Raw genomic sequence first — 16,778 nt, forward strand, 5'->3', positions numbered from 1 at the left:
TCATTTCGTCAGCAATTTAAATTCTTCCAATATCATAGCACCGGCTGAATCCATTTCGGCCGGTTTTATCATCTTACTATTTTCTTCTATAATACTCCTGATCACCCCCTCTTCTAATAAATATGCATTCACCTTTTCACCTTCCAGCCACAGATTACTATTCATGACCTGTGCAACCTGTTCTCCTTTTTTGCTACCCGCATACACCTGGTTATTGATTGTCTTTAACACTGTCGGACTATTAGTTGTCATCACTACCTGGTTATCCGAATAGTTTGCCGCCAGCGTAATCAACTCTATCATTTGCTTTTGTGCCAGTGGGTACAAATGTGCTTCCGGCTCGTCTATGATAAAAAAATATTCCAACCCGCTCAGCATTGCTGTAAAGAGTTGCATCAGTAACCACAGTGACTCCTGCTGACCTGTCGAGGCATTGGGCAGTTCAATATAGGTTCCCTTTTTCTCTAAATTGATTCGTTCATTCTCTTTCTCATACAAATAATCTCCCCTCAGTATTTGCTTTATCCGCGTGATGCTCATTTCCAGGCTTTCCCTGTCCATAATATTAAGTGCCGCCTCATTATTGACCATCTTTTCCAACTGATGTATATATAATGGCTTCATTTCTGCTACCTGCTGAATAAATACTTTCATCGCATTGTCTATCCGCTGGTCCAGGTACCTGTCAGCAACCCCATATGCCATCACTCTTCCTGCCGGTATATAGACAGGTATCTTTTCTTTTCCAAACAACCTGGAAATGTATCCATCCATTTCCGCGTAAAATTTCTTTTTTGTCTCTTTACTGGCATCTTTATATCGCTCTGTAATAAAAGTTTTTAAGGCTGCAAAAATGTCCCTGATTTCTGCTTCCAGTTTTTCACTAAATGTTACCGCTATTACTTTCTTCTTCTGATAAATGGTAATCACCTTATCATCTTCATAAGCATACTTCAAAAAGAAATCACCATAACGTGAAAGGTTATTCCAGAAGTGGTTGAATTTATCTGCTATGTGTTTCTTTAATATTAACTCCGGAAGCGGGTCAGTATGTAACCCTTCCACCAAATCTGATACTGTTCTGAAAACTTCTTCCCGTAAAGATTTAAAAATATATAGCAGCTTTAAAATAGTACTTTTTCCACCCGCCTGCGGGCCTATAAAAATCATGTAATCCTGTATGTTCAATTCCACCTCCTTCAGGGGGCCAAATTTTCTGATTTTTAACTGTTCCATGATTCAATATCCCGAAAAATTATCATTCTTTCAAATAATCATCCCGGAATGATTAAATAGAAAAGCCACTTATCAAAGTGGCTTTTTCCATTTCATTATCGTCGTTGTCTTCTCACTAAAATCGTTGTTACAATCACAGCTATCAACCCCGGCAATAATCCTAACAATATCCATTTGATCACATTGACCCCCGCTGCCGATACCCATACCTGGTCATCTTTCGAAGGGGCCCTGTATACGTCTACGGGAAACTCTTTATAAGAAAACCAGTTAAACAGATTCATCAGAAATGTAAAGTTCCCTGTTTGTATATTACTTCTCAGCAATTCCGAGTTACTCATAAAATCGGCATCACCTGCTACCAGTATCCGTTGCTTTCCTTTTGTAAAAGCTACCGCTACCGGGTATACACCTTTTTCATCTTTCAATGCTTCATTATATATTACAGTCCTTAAACTGTCATCCACAGGTACCACACGGCGGATGGTATTTTGAGGGTTCGTCTTCACCAGCGGTATTGCTGTATATCCATTGCCGGCATTCCAGGATACTGTGGCGGTACCTGGAAATACTACGCCAGACAGTAATCTTGGACTTGGTTTCATCACCTCGCCTGTATCTACTTTTCCTAAAAACAATGAAGGAGCAAAATCTTCACTCTGCTGTAATACTATCCCATTATCCAGTCTTGCACCAATTAAATCCAATACGGGTTGCACCATCTCTTTTCGGGATGGTTCTCCGGCTATCAATATGTTGCCACCATTGTCAATGTACTTTTTCAGTGCTGCCAGTTCTGCGGTTGTATAAGATGTACGCGGATCTGCAATTACCACCACTGCTGCATCTGCCGGTATTGTAGTCATGGTAGCTTCGGTAACATCGAAACCCTGGTTCACCAGCGAATATCTAAAGGTAATCTCGGAAGCAGGTAACTTGATATCCGCATCGCCCATCCTCTTTATGCTCCTTTCGTTATGCCCTGTCATAAATACTACTTTGGGCGGGTTTACGGCCAGCCGCTTCAAAGCTGCCGCAAATTCCTGTTCACCCGGCTGGCGCATCATGTCATTATACGTACGCAGGAAAGTTGTTTTATTCCCCCATTTAATCTGTCTCACGAGCCGGTTCTGCTCTCCGCTCAGGTCAATCTGTTTCTTCATCTCAGCAGGAGAAAGAAAGTCTTTGAAATCCAGTTTCATGGTCTCCGCCAGTTTCTTCGCCACCTGTTTGGCAGACAAGCCCTTATTGCGTGCAAACAAATCTACATTGGAAGAGGTGTCATAATAATACACATACTTAATAGAAATATCCGGCTTAAACCTAAAGTACTGATCATATTTTTTCAGATCTGAATTTCTTGAAATTGGCAATGCTGAAAAGTAGTTCTCATCCAACAGGTTCACATAGGTTGTTACTTCCAGTGGCCCTTTCAATTTGCTCACGATCTCCCTGCTGGCTGGTGTCAATGTTCTGCTCGCAGGTGCTGTCAGATCCTTGTATACCACCAGTGTAGGCCGGGAAGAAACATAGCCTGACAAAAGTCCGCACAGCACTAATGCTGCATACCTTCCATATTTTACAAACCATGGTTTGGATTCCCTGTCACTCCGCAGCTTCAATATTGTTAAACCGACAAACATGCAGATGACGATCAGGAAATAAAACACATCCTTACTCGATACCAGTCCTTCAATGAACTCATCGACTCTTCCTGAAATAGAGAGGAAATAAGTCAGGTCTCTCACGAAATCAAGTTCCTGCCATAACTTGCCTACATAACTCAATCCTGCCAGTAAGGCAAGTGTAGTAATCGCTGCTACCACCTGGTAGGTGGTGAGTGAAGACATGAACAAACCTATCGCTGCATACGCACATACCTGCAGGAACAATCCAAGTATGCCGGCAAATATGAGCCATACATCCGCATCCTTTACTACAAATGCCGTCACCACCAGCAATACCCCCAGGCACAGCATCAGCAGGAAACTATAAAATACCATTGCAAGGTACTTGCCCCACACAACCGCACTCACCTTTATTGGAGATGAATACACGAGTTTAATAGAACCACTGCCCATCTCGCGACTGATCAGGCCCATCGTGAGCAGAGGTATATACAGGTACAGGTATTCCTTCATCTTCACAAAGATTCCAAAGTAGCTGGCAAACATGGTATTGGTAACCCCCGGATTGAGGCCACCCATATCCTGGGCACGCTGCATCCGTTCCAGCATGGCGCTGAACTCCCAGCTTCCCTGTACTAAAAATATAACCAACACCACCCAAGCCACCGGTGAATAAAACAGGTTACTCAGTTCTAACTTCGCTATCCTGAAAGTTGTTTTCATACTATTTTTTCTTGTTTGACAATTTTGCAAAGATTTCTTCCAATGAACTTCTTTCCAGGTGCAATTCCTGCAGGCGCCAGCCTCTTTCCACACTATACCTGATCATGTCTTCAGCAATAGCAGGCGTGGTATTGAAGCTGACCCTGATCTTATTGTGGGAAATGGCTTTCGCTGCTGTTACTCCCGGTATGGCCAACAGTTCTTCAATAGCCGGTGGTTGCTCCATGTACAATACCATCGCAGATGGTGCGATGTAATTATTGAAATCATCCACGGTGCCGTCGAATACTACCTGTCCCTGTTCTATCATACGAATTGTATCGCAGGTAGCCTGTACTTCTGCGAGTATGTGTGAAGAAAACAATACGGAACGCTCTTCACCTATTTCTTTGATCAGTGACCGCACTTCTGCAATCTGGTTGGGATCAAGACCATTCGTAGGTTCATCCAGTACGACTAACTTCGGTTTGTGAATAATGGCCTGGGCAATACCTACACGTTGCCTGTATCCACCAGAGAGATTCTTGATCAAACGGTTGCTGAAGTGGGCTACACCACAGCGCTCCTTGGCTTCGTCCATCGCGGCTTTTACTTTGTTGTCCGGTATCAGGCGCATATAGGCACAATGCCGCAGGTATTCATCTACCGTGAGGTCTAAATACAGGGGTGCGTTCTGTGGCAGAAATCCAATCAGCTTTTTTGCTTCCAGTGGCTGCCGGCGCAGGTCAATGCCATCGATCAGCACAGTACCTTCTGTCTGGTTCAATACCCCACACAGGATATTCATAGTAGTGGATTTTCCGGCACCATTAGAGCCCAGAAACCCCGTTACACCTTTCTGGATAATCTCAAGGTTGATGTCTTTGATAGCCCATGCCTTGCTATACCGGTGCGAAAGGTGCCCGATCTTTACGATACTTGTATTCATAGTATTATTTTCTAGAGGAAAGAGGTTGTCTCAAAAGAAAAATTCGGATATACGATTCCCGAAGCGTTAAAATTACTTTTGAGACAACCTTAACAGACTAGTTATAGTCCGGGTTTTGAACCAGGTTTGGATTGGCGTTTATAGCACTTTGAGGGAGTGGAAAATAGGCTGCCTTCGCTGTCCAGGTAGATTTCAGTGCACCCAGTACGGTATTGATACGACCGGTTCTCCGCAGGTCGAACCAGCGGTGACCGTATTCGCAGAACAACTCGTGCCGGCGCTCTGATTCCAGTTCCAAGGCCAGTGTGGCAGCATCTGTGGAAGTGCTGGCACCAAGACCTGCGCGAACGCGAACGATGTTCATATCTGTTCTTGCAGCATCCGTCAGTTGCAATTGCAAAGCGGCTTCTGCACGGATCAGGTATTGTTCGGCCAGTCTCAGTACCGTAGGCGCTTCCAGTCGGGTTGTACCAGTGGTATTATTCTGGTACTTGTATGGTTGGTAAGTGATCACGTTGTTATAAGTGAAGGTTCTGTACCATTGCTGTCCACGCAGGTCCGCTGCTTCAAAGCTATGCCGCAGCGTGTCGGTCATTGTATACTGGGTGTATGAAGCTGCCAATGCCAGTCCCATATACGTATAACCCGAAGTCGCATTCAGATAACTGCCAAATTGCAGGATGGCTTCTGTATTGTTTTTCACAGTTACATTAGAGAGCGTACCCATGGCAAACAAACCTCCGTTATTATCAATCACATTAGCAGCCTCGTCGTGTGCCAGCTGCCATTGTTCTGTATATAAATATACCCTGGCTAATAAAGCGCTCGCTGCCCACTTTGTAATCACTGTTCTTGAACCTGATTGCGAAGTGAAATTTTCCGGCAATACATCCTTTGCAGCTATGAGGTCTGCGATGATCTGCGTGTAAATTTCCGTGGTCGTATTTTTCGGTTGTAGTGAAGTGACATTTACATCTGTCTGCAGCACCAATGGTACTTCTTTATACAGGTTCACGAGGTAGAAATAACAAAGCCCCCTCATGAATTTTGCATTGCCGATGATCTGTGTCTTTAATGAGTCCTTCAAAGCGGTAGATGCGGTTACACCTTCGATCACGCTATTAAAGCGATAAATTGCCGCATAAATATCAGACCAGAGACTATTGATTAGTGACGTACCGGAGGCAGCGGACAATGGTGAATAGATATTTGTGGAGATCTCGTCATAGTTTGTATTCGCGGCATAGAGCAGTTCATCTGCCGCCATGCCGTTAATAGTGGTCAGGTTGATGGCAAAGGCCTGTGAATTTGTGGTGCTGCTCATGGCGCCTGAAAGCGCGGAGAGCGCCAGTTTGTCGGAACTAAACACCCGTTCCGACGAAGTCTCTGAAATAGGCGCTGGTATTTCGATCATCTTTTCACAGGAAGCTAAACTACCTGCTACCAGCATACCTGCAATAATATATTTGAACATTGTAGTAGTCATTAGAGTGAAAGTTTAAGGCCAGCAGTGAAAGTACGCAGCGGGGGCAGTGTGAGGCCCTGTGATTCAGGATCATAGCCTTTGTACTTTGTAAATGTCAGTACATTTTGTCCCTGTACATAGATTCTCGCTGCTGTCATATGCATTTTACGGGCAATGTCTGTTGGCAACTCATAACTGAAGGCTACGTTCTTCAGCCGTAAAAATGAAGCATCTACGCGCATTCTGTCAGACGCCATGTAGTTGCCAATAGCGGTGGAATAATTGGCCCGGACATGTTTCTGATCTGCAGGGCCATCAGCGAGGTACTTAGCCAGGGCGTCTTCAGAAAGATTGTAGATATATCCCGGGGGATACAATGAGGTAGACATGATATCTGTACCAATCTGTTTTACAAACTGGAACATGATATCCAGTGTAAACTGCTTATAAGTAATGGTATTGCTGAAACCTCCTGTATACTTAGGATAGGAAGTACCAAAGTAATAACGGTCACCCAATCCCAACGGATATAATCCATAAGAGATAGTTCCATTTTTATCCAGGTCTTCAACTTTCGGCAGGCCTGTAGTGCTATCATACCCGGCATATTTATATACATAGATGCTGGAAATAGGATTGCCCACTATATAACTGCTGTAGTAAGAAGTCTTTTTGATATTCGGGAACGATTTCAGCTTATTCCTGTTAAAGGAAATGTTGAAATTACTTGTCCAGCTAAAGTTTTTCTTCTGAATATTGGAGGTGTTGAGGGTGAATTCAAGACCCCTGTTCTGCACTTTGGCAGGCAGGTTCGCCTGGTAAGAAGAGAAACCGGACTGTGTGCTGATGGTATAACTTACCAGTTGATTGCCTGTCTGGTGCCTATAATAAGCCGGCGTGAAGCGGATGCGGTCTTTCAGGAAACCCAGTTCCAGTGCTATTTCAATCTTTTGGGTTTGTTCCCATTTGTAGTTGCTGTTGGCAATACGGGAAGGCACTAAACCAGTATAACCATTATAGTTGTATGTAGTTGAAGAATAGGAATCTAAGTACTGGTAGTTGCCGATATTATCAGAGCCTGTGATACCAAAGCTACCACGTAACTTACCAAAGCTTAGCCAGGCATGCTGTGCAGCCATAAAGTTCTCATCTGAGAAAATCCATGCGGCACCTACTGCTCCGAAGTTACCGAAGCGGTTACTGGGACCAAAGCGGGAAGAACCATCTCTTCTGAAAATACCATTTACGATGTAACGATCCTTGTATACATAGTTCAGGCGGCCCAACAGAGAGGCGAATTTGTAATCTGTAGAACTGGAGTAAGTGGTTACTGTCGCTGCAGAACCGATGTTCTCAATAAAGTCGTCAGAAGTAAAGTTGCTGGCGATTGTATAGTACGGTTGTCTTGATTTACGATATTGCCATGATCCGCCTATCAGCGCGGAAAGCTTTCCTTTACCCAGTGCCCTTTCGTAACTGATTTGTGGTTCTACAATGTAATTGTTGGTATAGCTATAGGCAAAGGCCGCTCTTGAAACAGCCGTTGTAGAAGTCGGATCCTGTGCTGCTCTCGGTGTGAGCTGTGCCTGGTCCATATCTGCGCGGCCAAAACCACCCATTACTTTCAGGTCGAGCCCGGGGAGCAGGTTATAGCGGATATTCAGACTACTGTTCAGGTTAGAGCTTTTATTTCTGTTGGTCACAGACATCACCCCCAGTGGATTGGAAAAATAGGTATTGAAATATAAAGAGCCGTCTTTATTATACAGCGGGAAATTTGGTGACAACTGGTAAGCCAGCGTAGTCAGGTCCTGCAGGGCCAGTGTATTATTATCTGCAAGGTACATGGCAGAAAAGCCGATAGATAATTTCTGATCTAAAGAACGGTGGTTGATGCTTACGTTCATAGACCCGCGCCTGTAAAACTTATCCATGTAGTATACTGTTGTCTCATGGTGAAAAGTACCACTGAGCAGGAAGTTGGTTCTCGTGTCCCCACCAGAAAGACTGATGTTTGCATCAGTCGCTTTGGCGGTATTGCCGATCAGGAGTTTCTGGAAATCGGTGTAGCCGGTAGAATCCCAGGTAAGCAGGTCTGGTGCATTGCTGGTAGTGGCTGTCAGACCTGAGTTGGCAAAGCCCTGTTTGCGCAGTGCAAGGTACTGTGGCGTCTTGAGTGTGTTCAGCATATGTGGCACGCGAGACATACCGGTGTTCACATTGATATCAAGTTGTGTTTTGCCTGCGCGTCCTTTTTTAGTGGTGATGAGGATCACGCCGTTTGCACCCCTGGATCCGTAGATAGCGGTGGCATCGCCGTCTTTCAGTACTTCAATCTGTTCGATATCTGTTGGACTGATGCTGTTGAGTGGGCTGGTAGCACCATTGGCGCCATTGATCACGTAGCCTGTCTGGGCATTGATAGCGTCAGAGAGGAAGGGTACACCATCTACAATGTAGAGTGGTTGTGAATTTTGCAACAGGGAGTTTACACCTCTTACCTGTACGGTAAACGCAGAGCCAGGGAAGCCATTGCTTTGTACAATGGTCATACCGGGCATTCTACCTTGTAAAGCCTGGAGTACATTGGTAACAGGTTGTTTCTCGATAGTTTTTGCGTCTACACTGGCTACGCTGCCGGTAGAAAGTTTTTGCGTTTCAGTATAATAACCTTTGTTGATTACGATTTCATTCAGGTTGCTGATAGCGGTTTCAAGAATGACCGTGAGTTGCAGACCGTTATTTTTTGTTACGATGACATTCCTGTTATAACTAGTGCTGAGGGGTGCAGCATTCCATTCTTCGCCTGATCTGTGAATCACGATTTCAATGGGTGCATATCCCACCGTAGAGAATTGCAGGATCATGCCTTCAGTTACGCCGCCAATGGTGAAGTTGCCTTTGGGGCTGGTAGTGGTGCCGCCCAGTCCGATTACGCGTACGGAGGCACCTGGCAGGACTTCGCCTGCTTTATTTTTCACAATGCCGGTGATATCAATTCTTGGAATGGGAATTTCTGTCGGCGCTGCGGAGAATTCTTTTTTAGAAAGGTAAATAGTTTTGCCTTCGATGAGGTAGGAGAGGGGTTCTCTGGCGAGTACCAGGTCGAGGAAGTTTGTCAGTGACATGTCCTGTACCGAGATAGATACGGGAGTGGCCTGTTGCAGTACATCCCTGTTGTAAAAGGCGACGTAGCCGGTTTGTTTTTCGACGGCATCGAACACCTGTTTTAACGGAAGATGTTTTCCCGTCAAAGTAATACGTTGAGAAAATCCTGTGGCCTGCACCTGTAGAAAGGCCATAGTTAATAAGATCACTGTTAATTTCATTGCTCTTATCAGATTTGGTTGAAGTCGCGATTGCTGCTGCGACCGTTGTGGCAGGGGTATAGGGAGCCCTGACCAATTTGCAGTTTTTTGCATAAATTGCATTGTTTGGCTGTTAAAAAGGAGTCTTGAAGCTAATTTTTACAGGGCCATACGCTACCGGGAGTGTTCCACCACTTCCGGTTTTGTTTTGTCAGCCCTGGTATGTTTATATCGATTTTGGCTATTAGGAAGTGTTTTACGGCTTCCTGGTGGTTTTGGGGAGTGTGCCACCACTCCCGGTTTGTTTTGTTTTATATTGATTATTGGAAAGTGTGCCACCACTCTCGGTTTACCTTGTTTTTATATTGATTTTGGCTATTGGAAAGTGTGCCACCCCCTCCGGTTTACCTTGTTTTTATATTGATTTTGGCTATTGGAAAGTATTCCACCACCTCCGGTTTACCTTGTTTTGGCTATTCGCCAATGTTCCCCGGTTATTTATAAACGACCAATCTGCGGCCGGCTTCAAGCCTGAAATGCACACCAGTGGCTTCCAATCCTCTTAATAACCCCGCCAGTGGCACATCTTTGCTCATCTTGCCTCCAAATATGATATTGGGTACATTGGGAGCATACACCACTTCTATATCATACCAGCGTGCGAGTTGTCGCATGACTTCCTGCAGGGATTCCCCTTCGAAATTGAATATACCGTTCTTCCAGGCGGTGACCTTCTCCACATCAGCGTTTACGATTGTCAAAGCTGTGTTGAGCTGTGCGGTTTGTCCCGGCCGCAGCAACGTGTTTTGTATTTTCACAGCACCATCTATCAGGGTGGTGTTGATTGCTGATTCGTCTGTATAAGCGTTAATATTAAAGCTGGTACCCAGTACGGCGATTTCTGCCTTGCCTGGGATATTTACGAAAAATGGCTGACTGGCGTTGGGAGCTATTTCAAAATAGGCTTCCCCGATAATTTCCACGCGTCTTTCCGGGCCAATAAAGGCGGTTGGATAGCGGAGGGAGGTTTGCGCATTGAGCCATACTTTGGAGCCGTCGGGCAGGACGACTACAAACTGACGCCCTTTTGGGGTGGTCATAGTGTTGTAGCTGGTACCGGTATTGGAGGCTTTGTAACTAAGCTGGCCGTTGGTTAAAGAGGCGTTGGTGCCGGAGATCTGACCGTTCGCCAGGCTGTCAAGAACTACTTTTTCGCCATTGGCGAGGGTAAGGGTAGCCCCTTGTTTGCCTGGCTGGATATCGGCCAGTTGTATGGTTGGTTTAGTGAAGACTGGTTGGTGGCGTATCAGGTACCAGGTAGCGCCTGAGACGAGGAGGACTGCGATGGCAGCGGCTGCGGCCCATTGATAGCGCATTTTTCTGACAGGTCGCTGTTGAAGAGCGATTTTTTGTTGCACACGTGCCCATTGTTTATCAGGGGATACCTGGTGGTAATATTGCAGATCATGGTGCGGCCACTGGCCGGAGGAGATCTCGGTGAATACTTGCTGGTTGTGGGTATCGGCGGAGAGCCAGGCAGTGAGAGCCTGGGATTCTTCTGGCGAGAGTGGTTGCTGCGACCAGGATTTGTAAAGCACGCGAAGCAATAATGGTTGTGGTTGCATATGATATTAAAACGACCGGGCTTGGAAAGTGCAACAAGGAATGGAAAAAATATTTTTTCTTACTTTTTGATCAATGCCAATAATATTACTACTACTTCCAGCAGTTGCTTCTCCAGTAACAACTTCCTCAATTGTACCAGGGCTCTTGACTTTTCCATTCTTACATGAGCTTCCGACATAGATAACAACCCGGCTATTTCCCCTGTTTTCCTTTCTTCCAGGAAACTATATTCCAGGATTTGTCTTGACCTTTCTGGCAGACTTTTCAGTTCTGAAAGGATCAGTTGTAATAATTCGGTTTGAAGAATGCGGGCGTCGATAGTGATGTCTGGTTCGCTGTTGATGTCGGTGATGGTTTCCTGCGCATTGTTCACTACCTGGCGATGTTTGATCAGGTCATAGCAGGCGTTGCGGACGGTGACGTACAGAAATGATTTTATAGCGCCGCCATTATTAAATTGGGCACGGCGCTCCCAGAGTACCGCAAAGGCGGTGCTGACTACATCTTCCGCTTCTTCTTTCTGCCCTAAGATTTTGTGGGCGAAATAGCACAGTGGTTGGAGCTGTGCATTAAAGATGGTGCGGAATGCATGTTCGTCGCCCTGCGAGAAGCGCAGGATGATATCCGGATCGTTATAAGAAGTAAGAATTGTCAAGTCAGCCGAAAGTTTGACACGCATTTTGCATTCGGTCAAAAATACTATTTTTTTAATTGCTTGTTAGCTGTCTGCGATCCTTTTTGGCTACCTGATTTAATAATGTCTTTTTAACAATAGCCAGTTAGCCGCTTTGTACTCTTTTGGGGGCTACCTGATTTAATAATGTCTTTTTAACAATAGCCAGTTAGCCGCTTTGAGCTCTTTTGAGGTTACCTGATTAATAATGTCTTTTTAACAATAGTCTGTCAGCCGCTTTGTGTTCTTTTGGGCTACCTGATTTAATAATGTCTTTTTAACAACGCCAGTTAGCCGCTTTGAGCTCTTTTGGGGGCTACCTGATTTAATAATGCCTCTTTAACAATAACCAGTCAGCCATTTTCCATCCCTTTTGGCTCCTTATTCATTATAATATCTCTTCAACTGCCCTAATGACTTCTTATGCCCCTTCTCCGCCGCTTTCTCAAAATAATGCTTCGCCCACCTATCACTTTGCTTTACCCCATCCCCACATTTATAACACAGCCCCAGATTATAAATTGAATTTAAATCACCACTCCCGGCAGCTTTCCTATACCAAAATACAGCGTTTTTATCATTCTTTTTAACCCCTTCCCCCTGGAAGTAACAAACGCCAAGGGCATTTTGCGCCATAATATCTCCTCTTATCGCGGCACGTGTATACCAGCGAACAGCGGTTTTGAAATCCTGCGCAACGACTTCACCATTATAATAAAAGAACCCGATATTGAACATAGCTTCCATATGTCCCTGTTCTGCGGCTTTCATATACCAGTTGAATGCTTCCTGAATATCCCGGGGAATACCTTTGCCATTGTCATAAAGCGTAGCAAGGTAAAATTGGGCTCTTTTGTGGCCATTGCAGGCAGCAGTATACCAGAGGTCAAAGATAGCTGGCCAGTCTTTCTTTCTTCCCCGTATATTGAAGGCGAGATGGTAGCCTTTGATGAAAGCACGGTGTTGTTGGGCGTAGGTCATTGGATTAACCTGGAAAATGAGTTTGTCCCGAAAATAAATGAACTTCCTGAAAATCGCTTAAATGATGACCTGTCTCCATCAGGTATCCAAATAAAAAGGTGCTGTATCATATGGTACAGCACCTTTTGAAAAGATTATTCTGATATTAATGACCTCCATGTTGTAAATGGGAATGGACATTTGTCATATCCTTCCATCGCTATTGCTAATGGTGCGGCCCAAATATAATCGTCTTTTTTCCGCATTACAGGAGGACACTGTGATTTTATTCTTACAGTTTTGATCCTCTCTTTAGTTGTAATTGAAATATTTGATAACATATTTTCTGGTTTTAAATTTATTAATCTTTTTTTCTAATCACCATAAACCGGTCGTAATTGACACCCGGTTGAAATTTTTCCCATTCATTGCTCCGCAATCCAAACACGTGAAATAGTTTTTCTATTTCCTCTCTGTGAGCATTTATACCCATCTGGTATAATCTCGTCCTCGAAGGAGTACTTCCTTTTGCATGTACATATACACGCCCCGCATGATCTGTAAAATCAATGACTGTACCTGCAACGGTCGCAAGAATTATGGATTTATCTTTATTATTTGAAACACTATTATCACTGATTATGTCAGTAATTTCATCATAATCTCCAAATGATAAATTGAATAGCGCTCCATCCCCGTTATCCACTTTTTCATATTTAACTTTCTTTTTGATAACCCCCTTCGGTCCCTGACTTTCAAACATAAAATTGGTAAAGGTGGCATCGGGTACACAAACATATTTTTCTACCTTCATTCCCCAAATTTATTTCCTTTCTTCCGGTTTTTTTCTGTTCATTCTTGTTCATTTTTCTCCTCACCCCAATCTCATATAACCCACTAACCACCTACATTTACCTACTACTCACTCTTTTTAAAATTAACTACACTAAGCCCAGCTACACCTTATCTAAAAAATACACCATCATTCAAATCCATCAGATACAAATTTATATCCCGCATACTCACCAGTAGTATACTTTCACACACGAATCATTTCGCATGCACCTGTTTAGAATTTTCCTGAAATTAAACCTAAAGACGAATTTCAAAAGTAAATAAATCACGATTACAGTGATCGAAGATAAATGCTGTACCCATAAATAACCCTACAAAAAAATACCCACCCCCCGTGTCAAATTTTAAATCGGGAAAAGAAAGGAAAAAAGTAGCGGATCGACTATATTTTTCAACTATTTTAATTCTCTTACCCCCTTTACTATCGCACATTCAAATGAAAATACTAATTTAATTAGCTTTAAATACTAAATATATTAGTAATATTGTATTGCCGACTTACCTTAAAATAGAGAAGATATGAAATTACATGAGCGATCCATTGTTCATCTTGATCTGGATGCGTTTTTTGTATCCGTCGAATGCCTGAAGAATAGTGCTTTCAAAGGAAAGCCGCTGATCGTAGGAGGTAGAGAGCGGGGTGTAGTGGCCGCTTGTAGTTACGAAGCCCGTGCTTTTGGCGTACACTCTGCCATGCCCATGCGAACTGCCTTGCACCTATGCCCGCATGCAACCGTCATCAAAGGCGATCATGAAGATTACAGCAACTACTCCCGCCAGGTGACTGAAGTGGTCGCTGAATCAGTACCTCTGTTTGAAAAAGCTTCTATCGATGAATTCTACACCGACCTGACGGGATTGGACAAATTTTACAATACCCACAAATTCAGTAAAGAGCTCAAAGCAAAAATTTATAAGGAGACAGGACTACCAGTCACATACGCGCTGGCCTCGAATAAGCTGGTTAGCAAAATAGCCACGAATGAAGTCAAGCCTGATGGTCAGACAGCCATTCCCTTCGGGGAAGAAAAGTCATACCTCGCACCACTGGCGATCGAGAAAATGCCAATGATAGGAAATAAGACAGCGACCTTATTAAGAGAGATGGGCATAAAGACGATTCGTGCCTTATCCGAAATTCCCCCGGATTTGTTGAGTGCCAGATTAGGAAGAAACGGCTTAGAATTGTCAAAACGTGCAAATGGAATTGATGATACACCTGTTGTGCCTTATTCTGAACAGAAGAGTATTTCTACACAGGAAACTTTTAATAATGACACGATTGATCTGACATTCCTGAACAGGGAAGTGGCGCGCATGACCGGGAAGATAGGTTTTGAGCTGCGCCAGCAGAATAAACTGACAGGTTGTGTGACTGTAAAATTACGGTATGCTAACTTCGATACCGTTACAAAACAGTTGTCCATCCCTTATACTTCTTCTGACCATATACTGCTGCGCACTGCAAAGGAATTGTTTGATAAGTTGTATAACCGGCGTATACAGGCGAGATTAGTGGGAATTCGGTTCTCTGATCTCGTGCCTGGTAATTATCAGATTAGCTTGTTTGATGATACACAGGAGATGATTCAATTGTACCGGGCAATAGATAATATTAAGAAACGGTTTGGCGCAGGTGCATTAGTGAGAGCAGGGATGCTATGAACCTGAATTATATACCAGTACCTTCCACAAAAAAAAAACTGATACCCCGGCCATTACCAATGCCTGGCGCCGGTATTTATCCCTGAAAAAGACAACTTTTTTATTTAGTGGACTTTGTCCACTAAAAATAGTAACTTTACCCTACCATGTCAATAAAAACCATCCAGGAAATTCGCGCGTTCAACCGCTTCTATACAGACCTTATCGGCCTGTTGAATAAGCATTTGCTCAACAGTGCGTACTCTTTATCTGAAGTCCGTGTTATGTACGAGATTAATACTGCCCGGGAAGCCCAGGCTTCTCATATAATGTCGGCAATGGATATAGATAAGAGCTATCTGAGCAGAATTCTGAAGAAGTTGGAAAAAGACAGACTGATTGCCAGAAAGGCTTCCGAGCAGGATGGGCGTGCCATTGTATTGTCATTGACGGGGAAAGGAGAGAAGCTGTTTAAAGAACTGACAAATGCAACAGAGGACCAGATCGGCGGATTGATAAGTCATTTGAATAGTAAACAGCAACAAGCCCTGGTTGCGCATATGCAGGCGATCAGGAAGATATTGCAGGATAATTAATAAACAAAATAGACAATAAACAGGAGAATCATGAGTGCAGGAATAAATTTAGCCGATATCACCATCAGAAATGACTTACAACCCGGAGACCTGGGCTTTCTGGCGTATATACACGCGAAATTGTATGCAAAGGAAATGGGGTACGGAATTAATTTTGAAGGATATGTACTGGATGGCCTGGGAGAGTTCGCGCATCAATATGATCCCGAAAAGGATAGGGTCTGGATTTGTGAACATGAAGGACAGATCATTGGTTCACTGGTTGGAGTTCATAGAAATAGTGACATCCAGTTTAGGTATTTTATATTTCTGCCGGAATATAGAGGGATTGGATTAGGAAAGCATCTGATGGGGGAATTTATAAACTATGCAAAGGCATCAGGATGCAGGAACGTTTATTTGTGGACAACGACAGAGCAGAAAACTGCAATTTCTTTGTACACAAAATTCGGATTTAAACAAACAGAAGAGAAGTTTTCGACCGCTTTCGATAAACCGCTGACTGAGTTGCGGTTTGATTTGGCATTGTAAAGAATGATCCTGAAAAAGGATCATTCTCCTACTACCTTCAGTCCAATAATAGACCCAATTAGTAACGTAATAAATATAATCCGCCAGGTATTCACAGGATCCCTGAACACAAAAATTCCCACCAATACTGTACAAACCGTACCAATCCCCGTCCATACCGTATACGCCGTACCAATAGGAATCGTCTGTGCAGCTTTCATGAGCAGTCCAAGACTGAAGGCCATCGCAATCACCAGGGCTGTATACCAGCCATAAGCGACAGACCCGCTGGCTGCCTGTGCTTTTCCTAAGCAAAAGGTAAAGGCTGTTTCTAATAACCCTGCTAAAACTAATATCATCCAATTCATGACCGCAAAGGTCCGGCGCAAACAGGAGAAAATTTTATACAAATGATAAAAAAGTTCAATCATCCCGTTCAAAAGAAGTTCAAAAGAATATCAAGCGAAGTTCAAATAAACTTCAAATGAAGCCGAAAAGAACCTCAACCGAAGTTCAAATAAACTTCAAATAAAGTCTAAAAAAACTTCAATCGAACTTCACCCCAAGTACCTCCAATCTTACTGCCTGGTCCTTATCCTGCTCAAACTCACCTGCCTAATCCCCAA

The 16,778-nt window shown here is 43.7% G+C and carries 13 protein-coding genes; 3 read left to right on the top strand and 10 right to left on the bottom strand.

Annotated features, from left to right (window positions below; translation table 11 throughout):
• The 9 genes from ABDW16_RS25845 to ABDW16_RS25885 all read right to left on the bottom strand — a co-directional run bounded on the left by ABDW16_RS25845 (nt 1) and on the right by ABDW16_RS25885 (nt 13,361).
• Nucleotides 1-1,236: an AAA family ATPase gene (locus tag ABDW16_RS25845; RefSeq protein ID WP_343673817.1), complete on the bottom strand. Its 1,236-nt coding sequence runs from the start codon at nt 1,234-1,236 to the stop codon at nt 1-3.
• A 95-nt stretch (nt 1,237-1,331) separates the two neighbouring features.
• Entirely contained in the window at nt 1,332-3,587 is a 2,256-nt protein-coding gene (locus ABDW16_RS25850; RefSeq protein ID WP_343673818.1) for a DUF4350 domain-containing protein, read from the bottom strand.
• Nucleotide 3,588: 1 nt separating this feature from the next.
• The gene (locus tag ABDW16_RS25855; protein WP_343673819.1) at nt 3,589-4,515 is read right to left on the bottom strand and encodes an ABC transporter ATP-binding protein; all 927 of its coding nucleotides are present in this window, start codon (nt 4,513-4,515) and stop codon (nt 3,589-3,591) included.
• Nucleotides 4,516-4,612: 97 nt separating this feature from the next.
• Nucleotides 4,613-6,001 (bottom strand): RagB/SusD family nutrient uptake outer membrane protein, encoded by a 1,389-nt coding sequence (locus ABDW16_RS25860; RefSeq protein WP_343673820.1) that lies wholly within the window; start codon nt 5,999-6,001, stop codon nt 4,613-4,615.
• The gene (locus tag ABDW16_RS25865) at nt 6,001-9,309 is read right to left on the bottom strand and encodes a SusC/RagA family TonB-linked outer membrane protein (protein WP_343673822.1); all 3,309 of its coding nucleotides are present in this window, start codon (nt 9,307-9,309) and stop codon (nt 6,001-6,003) included. The genes ABDW16_RS25860 and ABDW16_RS25865 overlap by 1 nt, the downstream gene beginning before the upstream one ends.
• A 473-nt stretch (nt 9,310-9,782) precedes the next feature.
• Nucleotides 9,783-10,913 carry a FecR domain-containing protein gene (locus tag ABDW16_RS25870; protein WP_343673824.1) on the bottom strand — a complete coding sequence of 377 codons (1,131 nt, stop codon included), beginning with the start codon at nt 10,911-10,913 and terminating at the stop codon, nt 9,783-9,785.
• Between the two features lie 59 nt (nt 10,914-10,972).
• Nucleotides 10,973-11,569, bottom strand: coding sequence for a sigma-70 family RNA polymerase sigma factor (locus ABDW16_RS25875; protein WP_343673826.1), 597 nt, complete (start codon nt 11,567-11,569; stop codon nt 10,973-10,975).
• A gap of 399 nt (nt 11,570-11,968) precedes the next feature.
• Nucleotides 11,969-12,568: a tetratricopeptide repeat protein gene (locus ABDW16_RS25880; RefSeq protein WP_343673828.1), complete on the bottom strand. Its 600-nt coding sequence runs from the start codon at nt 12,566-12,568 to the stop codon at nt 11,969-11,971.
• A gap of 340 nt (nt 12,569-12,908) precedes the next feature.
• Nucleotides 12,909-13,361, bottom strand: a complete 453-nt coding sequence (locus ABDW16_RS25885) for a hypothetical protein (RefSeq protein WP_343673830.1) — start codon at nt 13,359-13,361, stop codon at nt 12,909-12,911.
• A gap of 560 nt (nt 13,362-13,921) precedes the next feature.
• Between ABDW16_RS25885 and dinB the strand changes: the two genes are divergently transcribed.
• The 3 genes from dinB to ABDW16_RS25900 all read left to right on the top strand — a co-directional run bounded on the left by dinB (nt 13,922) and on the right by ABDW16_RS25900 (nt 16,173).
• Nucleotides 13,922-15,067 carry a DNA polymerase IV gene (dinB, locus tag ABDW16_RS25890; RefSeq protein WP_343673832.1) on the top strand — a complete coding sequence of 382 codons (1,146 nt, stop codon included), beginning with the start codon at nt 13,922-13,924 and terminating at the stop codon, nt 15,065-15,067.
• A gap of 146 nt (nt 15,068-15,213) precedes the next feature.
• Entirely contained in the window at nt 15,214-15,642 is a 429-nt protein-coding gene (locus tag ABDW16_RS25895) for a MarR family transcriptional regulator (RefSeq protein ID WP_343673834.1), read from the top strand.
• 30 nt (nt 15,643-15,672) lie between these two features.
• Nucleotides 15,673-16,173, top strand: coding sequence for a GNAT family N-acetyltransferase (locus tag ABDW16_RS25900; RefSeq protein ID WP_343673835.1), 501 nt, complete (start codon nt 15,673-15,675; stop codon nt 16,171-16,173).
• A gap of 20 nt (nt 16,174-16,193) precedes the next feature.
• On the opposite strand, the gene ABDW16_RS25905 is transcribed toward ABDW16_RS25900, so the two are convergent.
• A complete protein-coding gene (locus ABDW16_RS25905; protein WP_343673836.1) occupies nt 16,194-16,511 on the bottom strand; it encodes an SMR family transporter in 318 nt (105 codons plus the stop codon).
• Nucleotides 16,512-16,778 lie beyond the last annotated feature (267 nt).

The sequence above is a fragment of the Chitinophaga sp. genome, from assembly GCF_039596135.1.
GTDB lineage: Bacteria > Bacteroidota > Bacteroidia > Chitinophagales > Chitinophagaceae > Chitinophaga.

Excerpts from the sequence above, each read along its gene's own strand:
- ABDW16_RS25855 (WP_343673819.1), bottom strand. The coding sequence starts at position 4,515 with ATGAATACAAGTATCGTAAAGATCGGGCACCTTTCGCACCGGTATAGC.
- ABDW16_RS25845 (WP_343673817.1), bottom strand. The coding sequence starts at position 1,236 with ATGGAACAGTTAAAAATCAGAAAATTTGGCCCCCTGAAGGAGGTGGAA.
- dinB (WP_343673832.1), top strand. The coding sequence starts at position 13,922 with ATGAAATTACATGAGCGATCCATTGTTCATCTTGATCTGGATGCGTTT.
- ABDW16_RS25870 (WP_343673824.1), bottom strand. The coding sequence starts at position 10,913 with ATGCAACCACAACCATTATTGCTTCGCGTGCTTTACAAATCCTGGTCG.
- ABDW16_RS25865 (WP_343673822.1), bottom strand. The coding sequence starts at position 9,309 with ATGAAATTAACAGTGATCTTATTAACTATGGCCTTTCTACAGGTGCAG.
- ABDW16_RS25905 (WP_343673836.1), bottom strand. The coding sequence starts at position 16,511 with ATGATATTAGTTTTAGCAGGGTTATTAGAAACAGCCTTTACCTTTTGC.
- ABDW16_RS25885 (WP_343673830.1), bottom strand. The coding sequence starts at position 13,361 with ATGAAGGTAGAAAAATATGTTTGTGTACCCGATGCCACCTTTACCAAT.
- ABDW16_RS25895 (WP_343673834.1), top strand. The coding sequence starts at position 15,214 with ATGTCAATAAAAACCATCCAGGAAATTCGCGCGTTCAACCGCTTCTAT.
- ABDW16_RS25850 (WP_343673818.1), bottom strand. The coding sequence starts at position 3,587 with ATGAAAACAACTTTCAGGATAGCGAAGTTAGAACTGAGTAACCTGTTT.
- ABDW16_RS25880 (WP_343673828.1), bottom strand. The coding sequence starts at position 12,568 with ATGACCTACGCCCAACAACACCGTGCTTTCATCAAAGGCTACCATCTC.
- ABDW16_RS25900 (WP_343673835.1), top strand. The coding sequence starts at position 15,673 with ATGAGTGCAGGAATAAATTTAGCCGATATCACCATCAGAAATGACTTA.
- ABDW16_RS25860 (WP_343673820.1), bottom strand. The coding sequence starts at position 6,001 with ATGACTACTACAATGTTCAAATATATTATTGCAGGTATGCTGGTAGCA.